This window comes from Nocardia xishanensis NBRC 101358 (assembly GCF_001613365.1).
Lineage (GTDB): Bacteria > Actinomycetota > Actinomycetes > Mycobacteriales > Mycobacteriaceae > Nocardia > Nocardia xishanensis.
Map to the genome: position 1 here is coordinate 82,851 of NZ_BDCF01000018.1, position 17,379 is coordinate 100,229.

Below are 17,379 nucleotides of genomic sequence, written 5' to 3' on the forward strand. Positions count from 1 at the left end.
CATGACCGTCGTCGCCGTGCTCGCGGGCGTCCTGCTCGCGGCCGCCGCCGTCATCACCAGCTACCGCATCCTGGCCGGGCCGAACACGCTCGACCGGGTGGTCGGGATCGATTCGCTGATGGCCATCGCGGCGTCGGGGCTCGCCGTGTGGGCCGCCTACACCGGCGACGCCACGGTGCTGCCCGCCATCGTCGCGCTTGCGCTGGTCGGGTTCCTCGGTTCCGCCGCCGTCTCCCGCTTCCGAGTCAGGGACGACCGATGACGGCCTGGCAATGGCTCGCGGCCGCGCTGATCCTGAGCGGCGCCGCGCTGGCCTGCACCGCCGCGATCGCCATCGTCCGCTTCCCCGACACCCTCACCCGCATGCACGCCGCGACCAAACCGCAGGTGGTCGGGCTGCTCCTGGTGCTCGCGGGCGCGGCCATCGAGCTGCGCGGCAAGGGCAACGTGTGGCTGCTCGCGCTGGTCGGCTTGTTCACGCTGCTCACCGCCCCGGTGATCGCGCACCTCATCGGCCGCACCGCCTACCGCGAGCAGCGGCACCGCGACGGGCTGCTGCGCGTCAACGAACTCGGCGACGAGATCGACTGAGCCGGGCGTTTCGCGAACCGGTCGGCTCGGCGTCGGCGCGTGAGCGCCTCAGCGCTCGACCGGCTCGACCTCACGCACCGTGACCACCTGTTCCCGCTGACCAGCGAACCAAGTCGCGTGGAACGCGGCCGCCATGCCCGCCAGCAGCGCCAGCACGATGGTCCCGGCGGGCACCGCGTACTCCGCCATCGGCACCGCCAGATAGCGGTAAGACAGCAGCAACACGGCCAGCACCGCCGCCCCGCCCGCGACCAAGCGGATACGGAACCAACCCCAGCCGCGTTCCGGCTCGCGAAGCGCGGATTCGACAGTCAGGCACAGCACCGCGCCCGCGACCAGGTCGACGCCGTAGTGGTAGCCGAAGCCGAGGGTGGCGGCCAGCGTCGCGAGCAGCCAGAAGGCGCCGCCCCAGCGCAGCCAGCGCGGCGCGCGTGACCCGTCGGCGTCGCGGCGGGTGTGCAGGAAGACCGACAGCGCCCACGCGGTGTGCATGGACGGCATGCAGTTGCGCGGAGTCGCCGCGTCGAACGGCAGCGGCGCGGGATTGCGGTCGATCGGCGGGAGCACGCCGGGCCAGTAGTTGCCCACCTGGAGTCCGTTGCCGTCCACGCCGAAGGCGAACATCGGCCCGACCACCGGAAAGAGCACGTAGACGATCGGTCCGACCAGCCCTAGCACCAGGAAGGTGCGAACCAGGTAGTGGGTCGGCCACCGCCCCGAGTCGACCACCCGCCGCAACTGCCACACCGCGACCACGATCGCGGCCACCGGCAGCTCGATGTAGACCCAGTGCAGCACGGCGTAGACGACCGGTCCGAGCGTGTCGACGACCCGGCCCATCACCCAGGACGGATCGCCGAGCGCGTGATCGGCCAGCATCACGTACTCGTCCAGCACGTCAGGACCGCTCAGCACGGTGATGTGCAGCCAGACGTCGCCGACCTTGGTGGCCAGGATCAGCAACGCGCCGAGGGCGGCCGCGTGCAGCGCGTTACGCCGCTCGACGCCACTCCAGCACAGCCAGGCGATCAGAGCCAGCGCGGTGAGCACGATCACCGGACCGTTGCCAACCGTCGGCGTGTCACCGGAAAGCAGACGCGCGCCAGCGCACACGAGATCGATGATCACCGCAGCACCCAACGCGACGAGCCTGCGCTGCATGGAGATACCGACCAGCGCCAGGATCAACCCTGCCCACGGCAGCGACATCGATTTCGGCGTGCCCGTGTAATCGCGCCACAAGCTCTCCAGCGGACCCTCGAATCCCTGCTGAAAGGCGACGAGCTGGAGCACGATCAGCAGCGTGGGCACCGCCGCGACGGCCGCTGTCACCCAGACCCGGGACGGCGGTATCTTCAACCGCCGCACCGTACTTCCTACGCTGGAACCCGGGTCTTCGACAAGCACGTCGACCATAGTAAACGGGGGATGAACGCCGTCCCCCTGACCAGCTGAACGTCAGACGACCGCTCGCCGCGGCGAAACGCTACTTGTCGAGCTCCTTGACCAGCGCGTCCACCACCGCGATCAGGTCGCCCTGGGTCGCGGCGGCCACCTTGCGCTGGCGCTGATAGGACGCCCCACGCTGGGGTATCTCGGCGACATAAGACAATTCGTCGGAGCAGCCGAGCCGCTTGGCCGTGGGTTCCAGCCGGTTGAGCACGTCCATCAGGTCATCGGTGACCAGCCGCTCGGTGTTGTCGGAATCTGTGATGACAATCGCATCGAGGCCGTAACGCGCGGCGCGCCACTTGTTCTCCTGAACGTGCCATGGCGGCAGCGATCCGAGATGTTCGCCCTCTTCGACGCGGTGGTCGAGATCCACGATCAGGCAGTGGATGAACGCCGCGAGCGCGGCCAATTCGGCCCTGGTGGAAATGCCGTCGCAGATTCGCACTTCGATGGTGCCCCATTTGGGCGCGGGCCTGATGTCCCAGTGCATGCCGCCGAGCTGCTCGATAACGCCCGTCTGCATCTGGTCGTGCACGAAACGTTCGAACTGCGTCCAGTTCTCGAACTGGAACGGCAATCCCGCGGTGGGCAGCTGCTGGAACATCAGCGTGCGGTTGCTCGCGTATCCGGTGTCGGAACCGGCCCACATCGGAGAGGAGGCCGAGAGCGCGAGCAGATGCGGGTAGGTGAGCAGCAACGAGTTGAGGATCGGAAAGACCTTGTCCCGGTGCGAGACTCCCACGTGCACGTGTACGCCCCAGATCATCATCTGGCGGCCCCACCACTGGGTGCGCTCGATCAGCTCGTCGTAGTGCGGCGAACGGGTCAGCTGCTGCGCCGACCACTGGGCGAACGGGTGGGTACCCGCGCAGAACAGATCGACGCCGAGCGGGTCGGCGGCGCGGCGGACCGTGTCCATCGTGCCGCTCAGATCGTCCACCGCGGCGCCGACGGTGTCGTGCACGCCGGTAACGATCTCCACGGTGTTGCGCAGCAGCTCCTTGGTGACCTGCGGTGTGCCGTCCCAGGCCCGCAGATCACCGACAGCGTCGAAGACCGCCGCCGCGGTGTTGGAAAGGTCGCGCGTCACCTTGTCGACGAGCGCGACCTCCCATTCGATGCCGATGGTCGGCCGGGGCGAACCTGGAAATGGAACTTTCTCGATTGCCCCGCCCATAACGACACCTTGTCTACTGGACTACACCGCAGGCGAAGCGGCCGCCCGCGTCGCCGGTCGCCAGTGTGTTCTCGTCCGGGCCTGCCACGCCGTCGGCACGGACGTAACGGTTGGGAATGTTGCCGAAGTTGTCGGCATCGGCGTGGATGATCAACGCGCGATTCTTCAGGTCGTCGAGGGTCACCGCGTCGGTGGTGGTGACCAGCCTGGCCTGGCCGTCCGAGCGGACCTCGAGCGAGGTCAGGTCACCGCTGGCCGGGTGGGCGTTGGCGCTGCCCACCTGAAGGTGGCCGCCCGCCGAGAGGAAGTCACCGGCCGCTCCGCCCGTCGGCGCCACCGAGTTGGGCTCGCACTTGCCGACCTGGTGGAAGTGCAGACCGTGGAATCCCGGCTTGAGGCCGTGCGCCTCGACGGTGATCACGAGGTGGTTGCCGTCCTTGGCGATGTTCGCGGTGGCGACCGAGCTGCCCGCGGCGTCCTTCAGCTCGACCTTGGTGCCGGGCTGGTTGGCCGGGCTGCCGTGCTCGGTACCGGTGCCCTGCCCCTCGGCCGGAGCGGAGGCACCGGTCCACACCGGTGGTGTGGTTCCCTTGACGTCGCTCGATTCCTGGCTGTTCGAGCAGGCAGCGAGGCCGAAGACCGCGACCGCAAGCACCGGGGTCACAGTCCGCCAGGACGGGCGACGAGTTGTGGACGGGGCCATCGGGGAACTCCTTTACGAGTACCGAGTTTACGAGTAAAGCTGGGTGAACACTGTCGTTACCGGACAAGATGATGCCACGCCCGCCGTGTCGCGCCTCGAAGGGGCCGGGCGCGCCGCACTCTTGTTTCAGTTACCCGTCAAAATGACGATGACACCGGGAGAACCGTCTCCGATTCCGGTCGACTTGGGCTCGACGGTCGCGCCGAGCTGCGTGGCGATCGCCATCGCCGCCTCCCGTTCGCCGGCCGAATTTCCGTAGTACACAGTCGTTTTCGCGATATTCCCGCCCGCGTAGTTGCCCGGCGAGACATTGGTCCAGCCGCTCGCCGTCAACTGGTCGGCTGTACGGGCGGCCAGACCGGGGACCAGGCTGTTGTTCAGCACGCGCACCGGCACGGCCCGATCGATCGTCGCCGCCGGCGTGCCCGCGGCGGTCGTGGGGGTGGCCGACGTGGTGGGCGCGACGGTGACCGACGCCGTCGTCGACGCCACCGCTGTCGATGCCACCGTGGTCGGCGCGGCCGTCGTCGCGGGCGCGGCCGAGGTGACCTGCTGGGCCGCGGTGGCCGAAGACGACTCCTCGGCGTTCGTGCCGTCGGAATCGGAACTCGACAACGACATCGCGCCGAGACCCGCGAAGACGATGGCCAGCGCGATCAACACCATCGCCAGCGCGCGCAGCGGCGGCCCGCCGGAGGTGGGATTGGTTTGACTCACGCTGTCGACCCTAGTCGTATATCGGGTCTCACTGCCCGCATGACGACCCGAAAACGTGTCATACCTGGAAACCGAGACGCCGTGCGGCTCTGGCTTTCTGCCTGCTCGCGCGCAGCCTGCGCAGCCGCTTCACCAGCATCGGATCGACGGCGAGCGCTTCCTGCCGGTCGACCACGGCGTTGAGCACCTGGTAGTACCGGGTCGGTGACATACCGAACAGTTCGCGGATGGCCTCTTCCTTGGCGCCCGCGTACTTCCACCACTGCCGCTCGAAGGCCAGGATCTCGTGTTCGCGGCGGCTGAGGCCGCTGCCGTCGTGCTCGGACTGGGCCGAAGCGCTCGCGGTCGTCTCTTCGCTCGCGGAAGGGCCGTCCTGGATCGCGGAAAGATTCCGAGCCGCTGCGCCGTCCATCTCGCTCCCTCGCCGAGTTGTCACCAGACGAAAAATGGTGCTTGTACGTCGCGGATCATTCAACCACGCGGCGGCGGGGATGCTCTCCCTTCGTCCCGGCGTGTTGACAACGCCCAGGTAGGCGCGTTTCCACGTGCGCTACGAGCCGTGCGCGGGACTGTCGACGGGCCACGTCCGGCGGCGTAGGTCGGCGCAGCTCCGCCTTCGCTCCGGCCGCGCGCAGGGGCTGTCGACGGACTGCGTCCGGCGGCGTAGGTAGGCTGTTTTCCCATGGCAATCCTCCCCATCGTGATCGTCGGTGACCCCGTGCTGCACAACCCGACCGAGCCGGTCACCAAATCACCGGAGGACCTCGCCCCGCTGATCTCGGACATGTACGAGACCCTGGATGCCGCAAACGGCGTCGGGCTCGCCGCCAACCAGGTCGGGGTGTCGCTACGCCTGTTCGTCTACGACTGCCCTGACGTCGGTTCCGACGGCAAGACCTTCCGCCGCCGCGGCGCGGTGATCAACCCCGTGCTGGAGACCTCCGAGATTCCGGAGACCATGCCGGACCCCGATCACGACGAAGAGGGCTGCCTCTCGGTGCCCGGCGAGCAGTTCCCCACCGGCCGGGCCGACTGGGCGCGGGTCACCGGCACCGACGAGCACGGCGAGCCGGTGTCCATCGAGGGCAACGGCTTCTTCGCCCGCATGCTCCAGCACGAGGTGGGCCACCTCGACGGCTTCCTCTACGTCGACGTGCTGATCGGACGCCACGCGCGCGCCGCGAAGAAGTCGATCAAGCGAAACGGCTGGGGCACACCGGGTCTCAGCTGGGTTCCGGGTACCGTTCCCGACCCCTTCGGGCATGACGACTGAGCCCGCTCCCGCGCAGATTCCACTCGGCCGCCGGGTGGTGATGCGCTATCAACTGCCCGCCGGTTATCCCCAACCGCTGACCGATGTGATCGGCGAACTGGTTTCGCTCGACCCGCCGACGGTCCGCGGCGCCGACGGCCAAGTGGTCTCGGTGTCGCCGGACCGGGTGATCGCGCTGAAAGCCATCGGGCCCAGGCCGATTCGGACCAGGGAGATCAGGGCGCTGGAGGCGGCCGCTGCCGACGCGTGGCCGGGGGGCGAGACCGCCTGGCTCGACGGCTGGCTGCTGCGCGCCGGGCACGGTTACACCAACCGCGCCAATGCCGCTGTGCCGCTGGGTGATTCGGGACGACCCGCGGAGCTCTCCACCGACACCCTGCACCGCATCGGCGAGTGGTACACCGCGCACGGCCTGCCGCTGCAATTGCTGCTGCCCGATCGACTCGCACCGGTGCCGCCGGGCTGGCGCACCTGGAACGAAACCCTGGTGCTCGGCATCGACATCACCAATTTCGTGCTGCCGCAAGGCCCGCCGATGGTGCGGATCGCGCAGCGCCCCGACGAGGCGTGGCTCAGGCTGCACCGTTATCGCGGTGAAGACCCTGCGGCACAACATGTTCCGGAGCCGGTCACCGAGGTGTTGACCGCCGTGCACGAGGGCGAGCTCGGTTTCGCCTCGCTCGGACTGCCGAGTCCTATCGCCATCGGACGCGGCGCGTGCACCACCGCGCCGGACGGCCGCCGCTGGATCGGCCTCACCTGCGTCGCGGTGGCCGCCGAACACCGCAGGCATGGCCTGGCCACCCTGGTGTGCGCCGAGTTGATCCGCTGGGGACACGAGCGCGGGGCCACCCACGCCTACGTCCAGGTGTCGGCCGACAACGCGAGCGCGCTCGAGCTCTACCGCGGTCTCGGTTTCCTGGACCATCACGGCTATCGCTACGCGGCTCCGCACGGCGGAGAATGAGACTCGACGGCAAGAGGAAGGCATTTCGTGCGTCTGGCGACCTGGAACGTCAATTCGATTCGCTCCCGTCTCGACCGGGTGGCGGCCTGGCTGGACCGCCAGGACATCGACGTGCTCGCCATGCAGGAAACCAAGTGCCGCGACGACCAGTTCCCGTTCGAACGCTTCGATGAACTCGGCTACGAGGTGGCGCACCTCGGCATCAACCAGTGGAACGGCGTAGCGATCGCGTCCAGGGTCGGCCTGGACGACGTCGAACTGGGCTTCCCCAATCAGCCCGGTTTCGACAAGGACGCGGGCGAATCCCTCATCAGCACACCGGTCGTCGAATCGCGCGCGCTCGGCGCGACCTGCGGCGGCGTGCGGGTCTGGAGCCTGTACGTGCCCAACGGCCGCACCCTCACCGACCCGCACTACACCTACAAACTCGAATGGCTGGAGACCCTGCGCGACAACGCGGCAGCCTGGCTGACCGAGGATCCGCAGGCCAAGGTCGCGCTGGTAGGCGACTGGAACATCGCCCCGACCGACGACGACGTGTGGTCGCCCGCCTTCTTCGAGGGGAAGACGCACACCTCGCAGCCGGAGCGTGACGCGTTCACCGCCATCGTGGACACCGGCTTCGCCGACGTCATGCGCCCCTTCGCGCCTGGGCCTGGCGTCTATACATACTGGGACTACACACAGCTGCGCTTCCCACGTAAGGAAGGCATGCGCATCGATTTCGTGCTCGCCTCTCCAGCCCTCGCCGCCGCCACCACGGACGCGGGCGTCGACCGCGAGGAGCGAAAAGGCAAGGGAGCCAGCGATCATGCCCCGGTCATCGCCGAATTCGACATTCCCGTAGAGCGCCGCTGACGGCGGCGCCCGGCATCCGACCGGGCCACTTCATTCACGAACGTAGCATTATTGTTCTTCGGTGTAGGAAACCCGGCGAGGGCCGCCCGACCTGGGAGAACCGGAGGCGGTCGCTGCTATGTTGGTGCCCATGGGTACCGAGCAAGCCGCGCGAACGCGGCAGCGGGCGCGGCACCTCGGACCGGAACGCCGCCGCCCGCAGGTGCTCGACACCGCACTGGCCATCGCCGTCGAGCACGGCGTCGCGTCGGTCACCATCGCAGCCGTCGCCGAGCGGATGAACGTCACAAGACCGGTGGTCTACGCCTGCTTCGCCGATCGCGTCGAACTCATTCGGGAACTGATCCGCCGCGAGGAGGGCCACCTCGTCGACGGCCTGCTCGAGGCCACCCCGCGCCGCGCGGTCGACGCGGGCGAGACCGTCTTCGTCGAGGGCTTCCAGGCACTGCTGGAGATCGCCGCGGCCCGGCCGGATTCGTGGCGGCTGCTCTACGGCAATCCCGATCCCGCGGTTGCGGATTCGTTCGGCCGCGGCCGCAAGCTGGCGGTGCGGCGATGCACCCAGCTGCTGCGGCCGACGCTGCGCGCGTGGGGCACCGAGGACGCCGAACGAAAGCTGCCGATCCTGGTGGAGCAGTGGGTCTCGGCGGGCGAGGGCGCGGTGCGCTCGCTGCTCGCCGACGAGGGCGATTGGACGCCGCAGACGCTCGGCGCGTTCGTCGGCGCCGCGGTCTATCGCGCGCTGCGCCACGCCTGACCCGCCGTCCGAAGGAAGTCCGCCGATACCCCGCCTGGCTCGCAGCACAGGCCAGCACGCCCGATCGGTCCGGGCCAGCTCCGCACGCGGCCGGAGTTGGTCCGATATTTCTCCGGCAAGTTGGATCGACTGTCGGCGAGATGCCGCCGAACAGGCCGATACGGCGGCAGATTTGCATTCATGCGCGCGCGTTTCCCGATCGGCGCCGACGTCGGCTCACTACGATGGAGATCGACTGATCCGACCAGCGATCTGGCGGGAGGTGCGAGCATGGCGTTCTATCGGCAGGTCGGCGCGGTGCCGCCGAAGCGGCACACCCAGCACCGCGACAAGCACGGCAAGCTCTACTACGAGGAGCTGATGGGCGAGGAAGGCTTCTCCGGCGATTCCGCGCTGCTCTATCACCGCGGGCTGCCGCCCGCGATCGTCGACGCCACGGTCTGGGAGCTGCCGGACCAGACGACGACGCCGAACCATCCACTGCGCCACCGTCATCTGCGCCTGCACGAGCTGTTTCCCGGCGACGTCGCGGCCGAGACCGACCCGGTGACCGGCAGGCGCCTGCTGCTCGGCAACGCCGACGTGCGGATCTCCTACGTCGCGGCCAAGGGCGCGTCGCCGTTGTACCGCAACGCGATCGGCGACGAACTGGTGTACGTGGAGGCGGGCGAGGCCACCGTCGAGACCGTCTTCGGAACGCTGCCCGTCCGCCAGGGCGACCAGGTCCTCATTCCGCGCGCCACCACCCATCGCTGGCTGCCCGCCGGGCCTGAGCCGCTGCGGGCGTACGCGATCGAGGCCGCGAGCCACATCACGCCGCCTAAGCGCTACCTGTCGAAATTCGGTCAGCTGCTCGAGAATTCGCCGTACTGCGAGCGCGATCTGCACGGTCCGGACGCTCCGCTGCTCGAATCGGGGACCGACGTCGAGGTGCTGGTGAAGCACCGTGCGAGCGGCCGGGTGGTCGGCACCCGCATGGTCTACGCGACGCATCCGTTCGACGTGGTGGGCTGGGACGGGTGCCTGTATCCGCTCACGTTCAACATCGCCGACTTCGAGCCGATCACCGGGCGCGTGCACCAACCGCCGCCGGTGCACCAGGCATTCGAGGGGATCAACTTCGTGGTGTGCGATTTCGTGCCGCGCAAGGTCGACTACCACCCGCTGTCGATCCCCGTGCCGTACTACCACTCGAATGTCGACTCCGACGAGATCATGTTCTACTGCGGCGGAAATTACGAGGCGCGCAAGGGTTCCGGCATCACGCAGGGTTCGGTGTCGGTGCATCCCGGCGGCTACGCGCACGGACCGCAGCCCGGCGCCTACGAACGCAGCATCGGTATCGAGTTCTTCGACGAACTGGCGGTCATGGTGGACACCTTCCGCCCGCTCGAACTCGGCGAGGGTGCGCTGGCCTGCGAGGATCCCGCCTACGCGTGGACGTGGTCGGGTCGGGGTCCGCGGTGAGGACCCGCCTCGACGTGCCGGACGATTCCCTGTTCGGCCGCGACAACCTGCCCTACGGGGTGTTCGCGCCGTCCGGGGGCGGACACCGGGTCGGCGTGCGGTTCGGTGATCACGTCGTCGATCTCGCTCTGGCGCTGGAAGATTCGACCTTCGTAGCAGCGGACCTGAATCCGTTCCTGGCGCAGGGGCCCGCGCGCTGGCACGAGGTGCGCGAGCGGGTGCGCGAACTGGTCGAATCCGAGATACCCGCCGAGGCGGTCCACTCCCTCGCGGACGTGTCGCTGTCGCTGCCCATCCGCGTCGGCGACTACGTCGACTTCTACGCGAGCATCGACCACGCCGCCAACCTCGGACGCCTTTTCCGTCCGGATGCCGAACCACTGCTGCCGAATTGGCGGCACCTGCCGGTCGGCTACCACGGCAGGGCGGGCACCGTCGTGGTCTCCGGCACCGAAGTCGTTCGCCCCAACGGTCAGCGCGGAACCGATTCGGGTGCACCGGATTTCGGTCCGGCTCGACGGCTGGACATCGAAGCCGAACTCGGCTTCGTCGTCGGCGTCGGTTCCGGACTCGGCAGGCCGATCGATATCGCAGAGGCCGAGAACCACCTGTTCGGCGTGGCACTGGTCAACGACTGGTCGGCCCGCGACATCCAAGCCTGGGAGTATCAGCCGCTCGGACCGTTTCTCGGCAAGTCGTTCGCGACCTCGCTGTCGGCCTGGGTGACGCCGCTGGCCGCCCTCGACACGGCGCGGATAGCGCTGCCGGAACAGTCCCCACCACCACTGCCTTATCTAGCCGCCGATCGGCCGTGGGGGCTGGATATCGACCTGACCGTCCAGTGGAACGGCCACGCCGTCGCCCGTCCGCCCTACGGACGCATGTACTGGTCGCCCGCGCAGATGCTCGCCCATTTGACCGCCAATGGCGCATCGACCCGCACCGGCGATCTGTTCGCGTCGGGCACCATCTCCGGCCCGGAGCCTGGACAGCGCGGCTCGTTCATCGAATTGTCCTGGGGAGGAAAGGAACACGTTCGCGTCGGAGAGGAGCTGCGGACGTTCTTGGAGGATGGTGACGAGGTGGTGATCACCGCGTCTGCTCCTGGCCCGGGCGCCGCCCGCATCGGACTCGGTGAAGTGCGCGGGCGAATTCTGCCCGCCTTCGGCAGATAGCCCCAACCCAGAGAACGTGACAGCCCGCACTTTCGCCTATAGAAGTGGTCAGCATCACCACTCCGGCCGATTCAGTTAGGTCGACCACCCGGTTTACCGTTCGGTGAATCACCCATCGGACGGGAGCCCGCGGCAATGTTGACCACCCTCGCTCGGTTCGCCGTCGCGCGCCCACGCGTCGTTCTCGGCCTCGCGCTGCTGCTCATGCTGTTGTGCGGACTGTTCGGGGCGACCGCGCAATCGCACATGAAGTCCGGCGGGTTCGTCACTCGAGACCTGGAGTCGGTCCGGGCCGCAGATTTCATCGCCGACCATTTCACCGGCGGCGACCCGAACTATGTCCTGCTGATCACCGCCGAAGACGGGGTCGACAGTGCGGCGGCGAAGGCGGCCGCGCAGCGGGCGACCGACCAGCTGCGCACCTATCCCGAGGTCAGCGGCATCCAGTCGTACTGGTCGGCGCGGCCCGACCTGGCACAAGCGCTGCGCGGCAGGGACGGTCGCAGCGGAATCGTCGTGGCCAGCATCGAGGGCGACGACGGCGAGCTCAGCGAACGCGCCGCGCAGATCAGCGAGACGGTGCAGACCAGCGGCGATAGCGTCACCGTCCGCGCGGGCGGGCTGGCCGCCGTATTCGCGGACATGAACGCCCAGATCAGCGAGGACCTGATCGTCGCGGAGTCCATCGCGGTGCCGCTGACCGGCCTCTTGCTGATCCTGGTGTTCGGCAGTGTGGTGGCCGCCGCGCTGCCGATCGCGATCGGCCTGTTCGCCATCGCCGCCGCGCTGGGCATTCTGCGGGCGCTGACGGCGGTCACCGACGTCTCGATGTACGCGTTGAACATGACCACCGCGCTCGGTCTCGCGCTGGCCATCGACTACAGCTTGTTCATCGTCAGCCGATACCGCGAGGAGCTGGCCCGCGGCCTGGATTCCGGTGCGGCCGTGGTGCGCTCGATCCAGACCGCGGGCCGCACCGTGGTGTATTCGGCCTTGGTGGTCGCGCTTTCGCTGGCGGCGCTCGCCGTGTTTCCGCAGTACTTCTTCAAATCGTTCGCCTATGCGGGCATGGCGGTGGTCGCGGCGGCGGCGGGCGCCGCGGTCGTCGTCCTGCCCGCGATTCTGGCGCTGGTCGGTGAGCGGGTGAATTCGCTGGACCTGCGGGTCCCGTTGCGCCGCGTGCTCGGCCGGCCCGCGCCCGCCGAGCAGGCGCCGGAACGCAGCCTGTGGTACCGATGGGTCGTCGGGGTGATGAAGCGCGCTGTCCCGGTCGCGGTGATCACGACTCTCGCGCTGTTGCTGCTCGGATCCCCGTTCCTGGCAGCGCATTTCGGCTATCCGGATGATCGCGCCCTGTCGCAGTCCGCGCCGAGCCGCCAGGTCGGCGACGCGCTGCGCAGCGACTTCTCCGCCGACCTCGGCGCGAGCACCTACGCGGTGCTGCCCGGATTCCACGGCAACCAGGCCGAGATCGGGGCGTACGCCACGGCGCTGTCCAAGGTGGCCGACGTGCCCGCGGTGCTGTCGAGCGAAGGCGTCTACGTCAACGGACTGCGCGCCGCCGCGGCGCCGCCCGGCATGTCCGGCGCGGCGGGCGCTTTCCTGTCCATCGGGACCCGCCTCGATCCGTATTCGACGAAGGGGAAGGATCAGCTCGCCGAGTTCCGGGCGATCCCCGCGCCCGGCGACGTGCTCTTCGGCGGCGCCGCCGCGCTCAACCAGGATTCGGTCTCCGCGATCGCGGACCGGCTCCCGCTCGCCGCCGCGCTCATCGCCGTTACCACCTTGATACTGTTGTTCCTGTTCACCGGCAGTCTGCTGCTTCCGGTGAAAGCCTTGCTGCTCAATATTCTTTCGCTGGCCGCCACCTTCGGCGCCATGGTGTGGATATTCCAGGACGGGCACCTGTCAGGACCGCTGGGTTTCACCCCCACCGGCAAGCTCGACCTCGCGATGCCGATCCTGATGTTCAGCCTGGCGTTCGGCGCGTCGATGGACTACGAAGTGTTCCTGCTCTCCCGGATCAGGGAGGAGTGGCTGGCGGGCGAGAAGACCGCGGCCGGCAACACCCACGCCGTCGCCATGGGTGTCGCGAGGACCGGCCGGATCTTCACCGCCGCAGCGCTGCTGATGAGCATCGTCTTTCTCGCGCTCGCCAGTTCCGGTGTCGCGGCGATGAAGCTGTTCGGCATCGGGTGTGCGCTCGCGGTGCTCAGCGATGCCACGGTGATTCGCGCACTGCTCGCACCCGCGCTGATGCGGGTGATGGGAACCGCCAACTGGTGGGCGCCCAAACCCCTTGCGGCGCTGCACCGGCGCTTCGGCTTGTCCGAGGAATCGGAGGTTCCGACACCGCGAGGCGCGGGCGTCACCGCGGTAGCCGAAACCGCCGATCAGGTCCTCGTGCGCGAATAGCGCTGCACGGCAGAGTATTAGGACTGCGTACCGCGTCCGACGTAGACCACGCCCACGAATTCGGTCAGGTCGTCGATCAATGTCTGCACGTCGTCGCGCGCGCCCCCTTCATCGTGATGGTGCAGCCAATCGGCGATCAGCTCGAACATGCCGCCGATGGTGGCCAGCGCCAGAGCAAGCCGTCTCCGCTGCGCGCGCTCGTCCGACGCGGAACCCGATGACCATTCGCCGTCCAGAAACGCCGCCGCCCAGCGCCGGTTGCCCCTGCGCTGCTTCTCCACGGTCGGCGAAATACCCGCCGCCTCACCGAAAGTCACCTTCGCCAGGCGCGGGTCGTCGGCGATCGCGTGCACGAACGCGCCGATGACCGCAGTGGCGCGCTGCGACCAGTCGCGTCCCGCCACCTCCGCCGCGACCTCGGCCACGCGTTGCTGGACCTGCGCCGTGATCTGTTCGACCAGAGCGACATAGCAGGCTTCTTTGCTGTCGAAGTGGTCGTAGAACCCCTTCGTACCGACGTAGGCGCGCTGGCAGATCTGTTCGATCGAAGTGCCCGAAAAGCTCTGTTCGGCAAACAGTTCGGTGGCGGCCTCCAGCAGTTGACTGCGTCGCTGCGCGCTGCGCTGCTCGGCGTCGAGGCCGCGAATCCGGCGGCGGACCGGAGCCGGGTCGGGCCGCGCGGCGGATTTGCTGCGGGTCATGTCACGACGATAGCGGTAGTCGTTTCAGAAAGAAGTCTTGTCGAACGGCCCCAGCGAGCCCAGGCCGCGGTCGCACATTTCCTCCGATCGTGCGATGAATTCGGCGGAGCTGGGCAGTCTGCACAGGCGAGGACCGACCCACGTGAGGAGATGGCCATGCAGAAGATCGTCACGAACCTCTGGTACGACACCCAGGCCGAGGAGGCGGCGAAGTTCTACTGTTCGCTCTTCCCGGACTCCAAGATCACCGACATCCAGTACTACGGCGAGGCGGGGCCGCGCGAGGCCGGGCTCGCCATGGTCGTCGACTTCGAGCTGAACGGTCAGAAGTTCACCGCCATCAACGGCGGCGGCGAATACCACTACACGCACGCCATGTCGCTGCTGGTCAACTGCGAAAGCCAGGTGGAGGTCGACCGCCTGTGGCTCGCGCTGCTCGCCGACGGCGGGCAGGAGATCGAGTGCGGCTGGCTCAACGACAAGTACGGCATCCCGTGGCAGATCTGGCCGGTGCAGGCCAACGAGCTGATGAAGGGCGATCCCGCCGCGGTCGCGCGCGCGACCAAGGCCATGCTCGGCATGAAGAAGATCGACGTCCAGGCCATGCGGGACGCCTACGAGGGTTCCTGACCGTCGCACTTCACCGCACCGAATCCCGCGTCGTGAGTCGCCGGCCTGGGCGAATCGCGCGCGGGTTCGGGTCATCGCCGGGCGTGTCCGCTCGGCGGGCGGGTATGGTCGGGCGGGAAAATTCATATCGCCAACGGGGGCTCGCACCAGCGGGCTGAGAGGACGGCTAGCCCGAGAGGGCGAACGAGGGCCGTCGACCGTATGAACCTGACCGGGTAATGCCGGCGTAGGGAGGAGAAGCATGGCCACCGCCAACGGCGCCGCCGCGCCCGTCGACACCGTGACCACCGGCCCCATCGAGGGCAGCGTCAAGCACTACCAGGAAGTCGACGACCTGCGCATTCCGGTGCGCCGGGTCAATCTCACCAACGGCGACACCTTCGACGTGTACGACACCTCGGGCCCGTACACCGACGACAACGCGACCATCGACCTGGAAGCCGGACTGCCGAAACTGCGCGACACCTGGGCCAAGCCGCAGGTCGACGGCGCGCCCACCCAGCTGGCCTGGGCGCGGCAGGGGATCATCACCCCGGAGATGCGGTTCATCGCCGCTCGCGAAGGTGTCGAGCCCGAGCTGGTGCGCGACGAGGTCGCGGCGGGTCGGGCGGTCATCCCGGCCAACCACAAGCACCCGGAGCTGGAGCCGACGATCATCGGCAAGAAGTTCCTGGTGAAGATCAACGCCAACATCGGCAACTCCGCGGTGTCCTCCTCGATCGCCGAGGAGGTGGAGAAGATGGTGTGGGCCACCCGCTGGGGCGCGGACACCATCATGGACCTGTCCACCGGCAAGAACATCCACGAGACCCGCGAGTGGATCCTGCGCAACTCCCCCGTCCCGGTCGGCACCGTGCCGATCTACCAGGCGCTGGAGAAGGTGAACGGCGATCCGACCCAGCTCACCTGGGAGATCTACCGCGACACCGTCATCGAGCAGGCCGAGCAGGGCGTGGACTACATGACCGTGCACGCGGGCGTGCTGCTGCGCTACATCCCGCTGACCGCCAAGCGGGTCACCGGCATCGTCTCGCGCGGCGGCTCCATCATGGCCGCGTGGTGTCTCGCCCACCACCGGGAGTCGTTCCTGTACACGCACTTCGAGGAACTCTGCGAGATCCTGGCGAAGTACGACGTGACCTTCTCCCTCGGCGACGGCCTGCGTCCCGGCTCCATCGCGGATGCCAACGACGAGGCCCAGTTCGCCGAGCTGCGCACCCTCGGTGAGCTGACGAAGATCGCGAAATCCCATGGCGTGCAGGTGATGATCGAAGGCCCCGGCCACGTTCCGATGCACAAGATCGTGGAGAACGTGCGGCTCGAGGAGGAGCTGTGCGAGGAGGCGCCATTCTACACCCTCGGCCCGCTCGCCACCGACATCGCGCCCGCCTACGACCACATCACCTCGGCCATCGGCGCCGCGATCATCGCCCAGGCGGGCACGGCCATGCTCTGTTACGTCACGCCGAAGGAGCACCTCGGCCTGCCCAACCGCGACGACGTGAAGGTCGGCGTGATCACCTACAAGATCGCCGCGCACGCCGCCGACCTCGCCAAGGGCCACCCGCACGCTCAGCGGCGCGACGACGAATTGTCCAAGGCCCGTTTCGAATTCCGCTGGCGCGACCAGTTCGCCCTCTCGCTCGACCCCGACACCGCGCGGGAGTACCACGACGAGACCCTGCCGGCGGAGCCCGCCAAGACCGCCCACTTCTGCTCCATGTGCGGCCCGAAGTTCTGCTCCATGCGCATCTCCGCAGACGTGCGCGAGTACGCGGAGAAGAACAATCTCACCGACGTGGAGGCCATCGAAGCGGGCATGGCGGAGAAGTCCGCCGAGTTCGCGGATTCCGGGAAACAGGTTTACCTGCCGGTGGTTTCGTAGGTTCTTCTCGGTTGCGCCCGCCTCGACCGCTCCGGTCGAGGCGGGCGTTTGCCGTCTAGCGCACGGTGCTCTCGATCAGACGCCGCGCGGCCTTGTCGGTACGGCTGACGTCTCCTGTTATGACGCGATCCTGAAGTATCCCCCGCAAGCCTGAAACCAGGAGCGTCGCAACAACTTCCGCATCATCCACACCGAACCCGCGCAGCCCTTCGGCAAGCGCGGCGACGAAGGTGCCGATGGCGTCGGTGGCGTAAGCGGCATAGGGGCCGTCGGACGCGCAGGCCGCGCCGAGTACTTGCAGCATCACCTGCACGCTGGTCGCACCGGCGCCGGTGGTGTTCGCGCGCCAGAAATCCCACAGGCGGGCGCGCAGGGCCGCGGCGTCGGCGATGTCGGCGAACAGGGCTCTGATGTCCGGGCGCTGGGTCGCGAGGGCTTGGACCAGCAGCTCTTCCTTGGTGTCGAAGTAGTAGATGAGCATGCGCGAGCTGGTGCCGAGCTCGGCGGCGAGCGGGCGCAGCGAGAGTTCGGCGAGGCCGTGCGCGGCGATGTAGTCGACGACGCCGGCGAGGAGCTCGGCGCGTTTGGCGTGGTCGAGTGGGCGGCCCATG

General features: G+C 68.2%; 18 protein-coding genes. 11 read left to right on the top strand and 7 right to left on the bottom strand.

The features are described from left to right. Nucleotide 1: 1 nt before the first annotated feature. Nucleotides 2-262 carry a monovalent cation/H+ antiporter complex subunit F gene (locus tag NX1_RS17115; protein ID WP_068059837.1) on the top strand — a complete coding sequence of 87 codons (261 nt, stop codon included), beginning with the start codon at nt 2-4 and terminating at the stop codon, nt 260-262. Beyond that, nucleotides 259-591: a monovalent cation/H(+) antiporter subunit G gene (mnhG, locus tag NX1_RS17120; RefSeq protein ID WP_068059839.1), complete on the top strand. Its 333-nt coding sequence runs from the start codon at nt 259-261 to the stop codon at nt 589-591. The genes NX1_RS17115 and mnhG overlap by 4 nt, the downstream gene beginning before the upstream one ends. A gap of 48 nt (nt 592-639) precedes the next feature. Here mnhG and NX1_RS17125 read toward each other — a convergent pair whose 3' ends face one another. From NX1_RS17125 to napA, 5 genes are all read right to left on the bottom strand, one after another. Next, nucleotides 640-2,007, bottom strand: coding sequence for a phosphatase PAP2 family protein (locus NX1_RS17125; protein WP_068059842.1), 1,368 nt, complete (start codon nt 2,005-2,007; stop codon nt 640-642). A 70-nt stretch (nt 2,008-2,077) separates the two neighbouring features. Next, entirely contained in the window at nt 2,078-3,220 is a 1,143-nt protein-coding gene (locus NX1_RS17130; protein ID WP_068059845.1) for a glutamate--cysteine ligase, read from the bottom strand. A 13-nt stretch (nt 3,221-3,233) separates the two neighbouring features. After that, complete coding sequence (gene sodC / locus NX1_RS17135; RefSeq protein ID WP_068059851.1) at nt 3,234-3,923, bottom strand: superoxide dismutase[Cu-Zn]; 690 nt, start codon at nt 3,921-3,923, stop codon at nt 3,234-3,236. Between the two features lie 126 nt (nt 3,924-4,049). Next, complete coding sequence (locus NX1_RS17140; protein ID WP_068059854.1) at nt 4,050-4,640, bottom strand: LytR C-terminal domain-containing protein; 591 nt, start codon at nt 4,638-4,640, stop codon at nt 4,050-4,052. Between the two features lie 58 nt (nt 4,641-4,698). Further along, nucleotides 4,699-5,052, bottom strand: coding sequence for a nucleoid-associated protein NapA (gene napA, locus NX1_RS17145; RefSeq protein ID WP_068059857.1), 354 nt, complete (start codon nt 5,050-5,052; stop codon nt 4,699-4,701). A gap of 270 nt (nt 5,053-5,322) precedes the next feature. Here napA and NX1_RS17150 point away from each other — a divergent pair, with 270 nt between their 5' ends. From NX1_RS17150 to NX1_RS17180, 7 genes are all read left to right on the top strand, one after another. Continuing rightward, entirely contained in the window at nt 5,323-5,913 is a 591-nt protein-coding gene (locus tag NX1_RS17150; protein WP_068059862.1) for a peptide deformylase, read from the top strand. Beyond that, nucleotides 5,903-6,880: an N-acetylglutamate synthase, CG3035 family gene (locus NX1_RS17155; protein ID WP_068059864.1), complete on the top strand. Its 978-nt coding sequence runs from the start codon at nt 5,903-5,905 to the stop codon at nt 6,878-6,880. Before NX1_RS17150 ends, NX1_RS17155 begins: the two co-directional genes overlap by 11 nt. Before the next feature lie 27 nt (nt 6,881-6,907). Further along, a complete protein-coding gene (locus NX1_RS17160; protein ID WP_068059868.1) occupies nt 6,908-7,738 on the top strand; it encodes an exodeoxyribonuclease III in 831 nt (276 codons plus the stop codon). A 130-nt stretch (nt 7,739-7,868) separates the two neighbouring features. Next, nucleotides 7,869-8,495, top strand: a complete 627-nt coding sequence (locus NX1_RS17165; protein WP_068060028.1) for a TetR/AcrR family transcriptional regulator — start codon at nt 7,869-7,871, stop codon at nt 8,493-8,495. A 270-nt stretch (nt 8,496-8,765) separates the two neighbouring features. After that, entirely contained in the window at nt 8,766-9,962 is a 1,197-nt protein-coding gene (locus tag NX1_RS17170; protein ID WP_068060031.1) for a homogentisate 1,2-dioxygenase, read from the top strand. Nucleotides 9,963-9,976: 14 nt separating this feature from the next. Beyond that, nucleotides 9,977-11,137 carry a fumarylacetoacetase gene (fahA, locus tag NX1_RS17175; RefSeq protein WP_245668541.1) on the top strand — a complete coding sequence of 387 codons (1,161 nt, stop codon included), beginning with the start codon at nt 9,977-9,979 and terminating at the stop codon, nt 11,135-11,137. A gap of 135 nt (nt 11,138-11,272) precedes the next feature. Beyond that, complete coding sequence (locus NX1_RS17180; RefSeq protein ID WP_068059870.1) at nt 11,273-13,552, top strand: MMPL family transporter; 2,280 nt, start codon at nt 11,273-11,275, stop codon at nt 13,550-13,552. Between the two features lie 17 nt (nt 13,553-13,569). On the opposite strand, the gene NX1_RS17185 is transcribed toward NX1_RS17180, so the two are convergent. Further along, entirely contained in the window at nt 13,570-14,253 is a 684-nt protein-coding gene (locus NX1_RS17185; RefSeq protein ID WP_068059872.1) for a TetR/AcrR family transcriptional regulator, read from the bottom strand. Between the two features lie 156 nt (nt 14,254-14,409). Here NX1_RS17185 and NX1_RS17190 point away from each other — a divergent pair, with 156 nt between their 5' ends. Both NX1_RS17190 and thiC read left to right on the top strand, forming a co-directional pair. Beyond that, nucleotides 14,410-14,883, top strand: coding sequence for a VOC family protein (locus tag NX1_RS17190; RefSeq protein WP_068060041.1), 474 nt, complete (start codon nt 14,410-14,412; stop codon nt 14,881-14,883). 241 nt (nt 14,884-15,124) lie between these two features. Continuing rightward, a complete protein-coding gene (gene thiC, locus NX1_RS17195; RefSeq protein WP_068059877.1) occupies nt 15,125-16,768 on the top strand; it encodes a phosphomethylpyrimidine synthase ThiC in 1,644 nt (547 codons plus the stop codon). Between the two features lie 55 nt (nt 16,769-16,823). On the opposite strand, the gene NX1_RS17200 is transcribed toward thiC, so the two are convergent. Continuing rightward, a complete protein-coding gene (locus NX1_RS17200) occupies nt 16,824-17,378 on the bottom strand; it encodes a TetR family transcriptional regulator (RefSeq protein ID WP_068059881.1) in 555 nt (184 codons plus the stop codon). Nucleotide 17,379 lies beyond the last annotated feature (1 nt).

Coding starts and splice junctions, on each gene's coding strand:
- NX1_RS17130 (WP_068059845.1), bottom strand. CDS start 3,220: ATGGGCGGGGCAATCGAGAAAGTTCCATTTCCAGGTTCGCCCCGGCCG.
- NX1_RS17180 (WP_068059870.1), top strand. CDS start 11,273: ATGTTGACCACCCTCGCTCGGTTCGCCGTCGCGCGCCCACGCGTCGTT.
- NX1_RS17155 (WP_068059864.1), top strand. CDS start 5,903: ATGACGACTGAGCCCGCTCCCGCGCAGATTCCACTCGGCCGCCGGGTG.
- NX1_RS17200 (WP_068059881.1), bottom strand. CDS start 17,378: ATGGGCCGCCCACTCGACCACGCCAAACGCGCCGAGCTCCTCGCCGGC.
- NX1_RS17165 (WP_068060028.1), top strand. CDS start 7,869: ATGGGTACCGAGCAAGCCGCGCGAACGCGGCAGCGGGCGCGGCACCTC.
- napA (WP_068059857.1), bottom strand. CDS start 5,052: ATGGACGGCGCAGCGGCTCGGAATCTTTCCGCGATCCAGGACGGCCCT.
- NX1_RS17170 (WP_068060031.1), top strand. CDS start 8,766: ATGGCGTTCTATCGGCAGGTCGGCGCGGTGCCGCCGAAGCGGCACACC.
- NX1_RS17150 (WP_068059862.1), top strand. CDS start 5,323: ATGGCAATCCTCCCCATCGTGATCGTCGGTGACCCCGTGCTGCACAAC.
- NX1_RS17190 (WP_068060041.1), top strand. CDS start 14,410: ATGCAGAAGATCGTCACGAACCTCTGGTACGACACCCAGGCCGAGGAG.
- mnhG (WP_068059839.1), top strand. CDS start 259: ATGACGGCCTGGCAATGGCTCGCGGCCGCGCTGATCCTGAGCGGCGCC.
- sodC (WP_068059851.1), bottom strand. CDS start 3,923: ATGGCCCCGTCCACAACTCGTCGCCCGTCCTGGCGGACTGTGACCCCG.
- NX1_RS17185 (WP_068059872.1), bottom strand. CDS start 14,253: ATGACCCGCAGCAAATCCGCCGCGCGGCCCGACCCGGCTCCGGTCCGC.
- NX1_RS17125 (WP_068059842.1), bottom strand. CDS start 2,007: ATGGTCGACGTGCTTGTCGAAGACCCGGGTTCCAGCGTAGGAAGTACG.
- thiC (WP_068059877.1), top strand. CDS start 15,125: ATGGCCACCGCCAACGGCGCCGCCGCGCCCGTCGACACCGTGACCACC.
- NX1_RS17115 (WP_068059837.1), top strand. CDS start 2: ATGACCGTCGTCGCCGTGCTCGCGGGCGTCCTGCTCGCGGCCGCCGCC.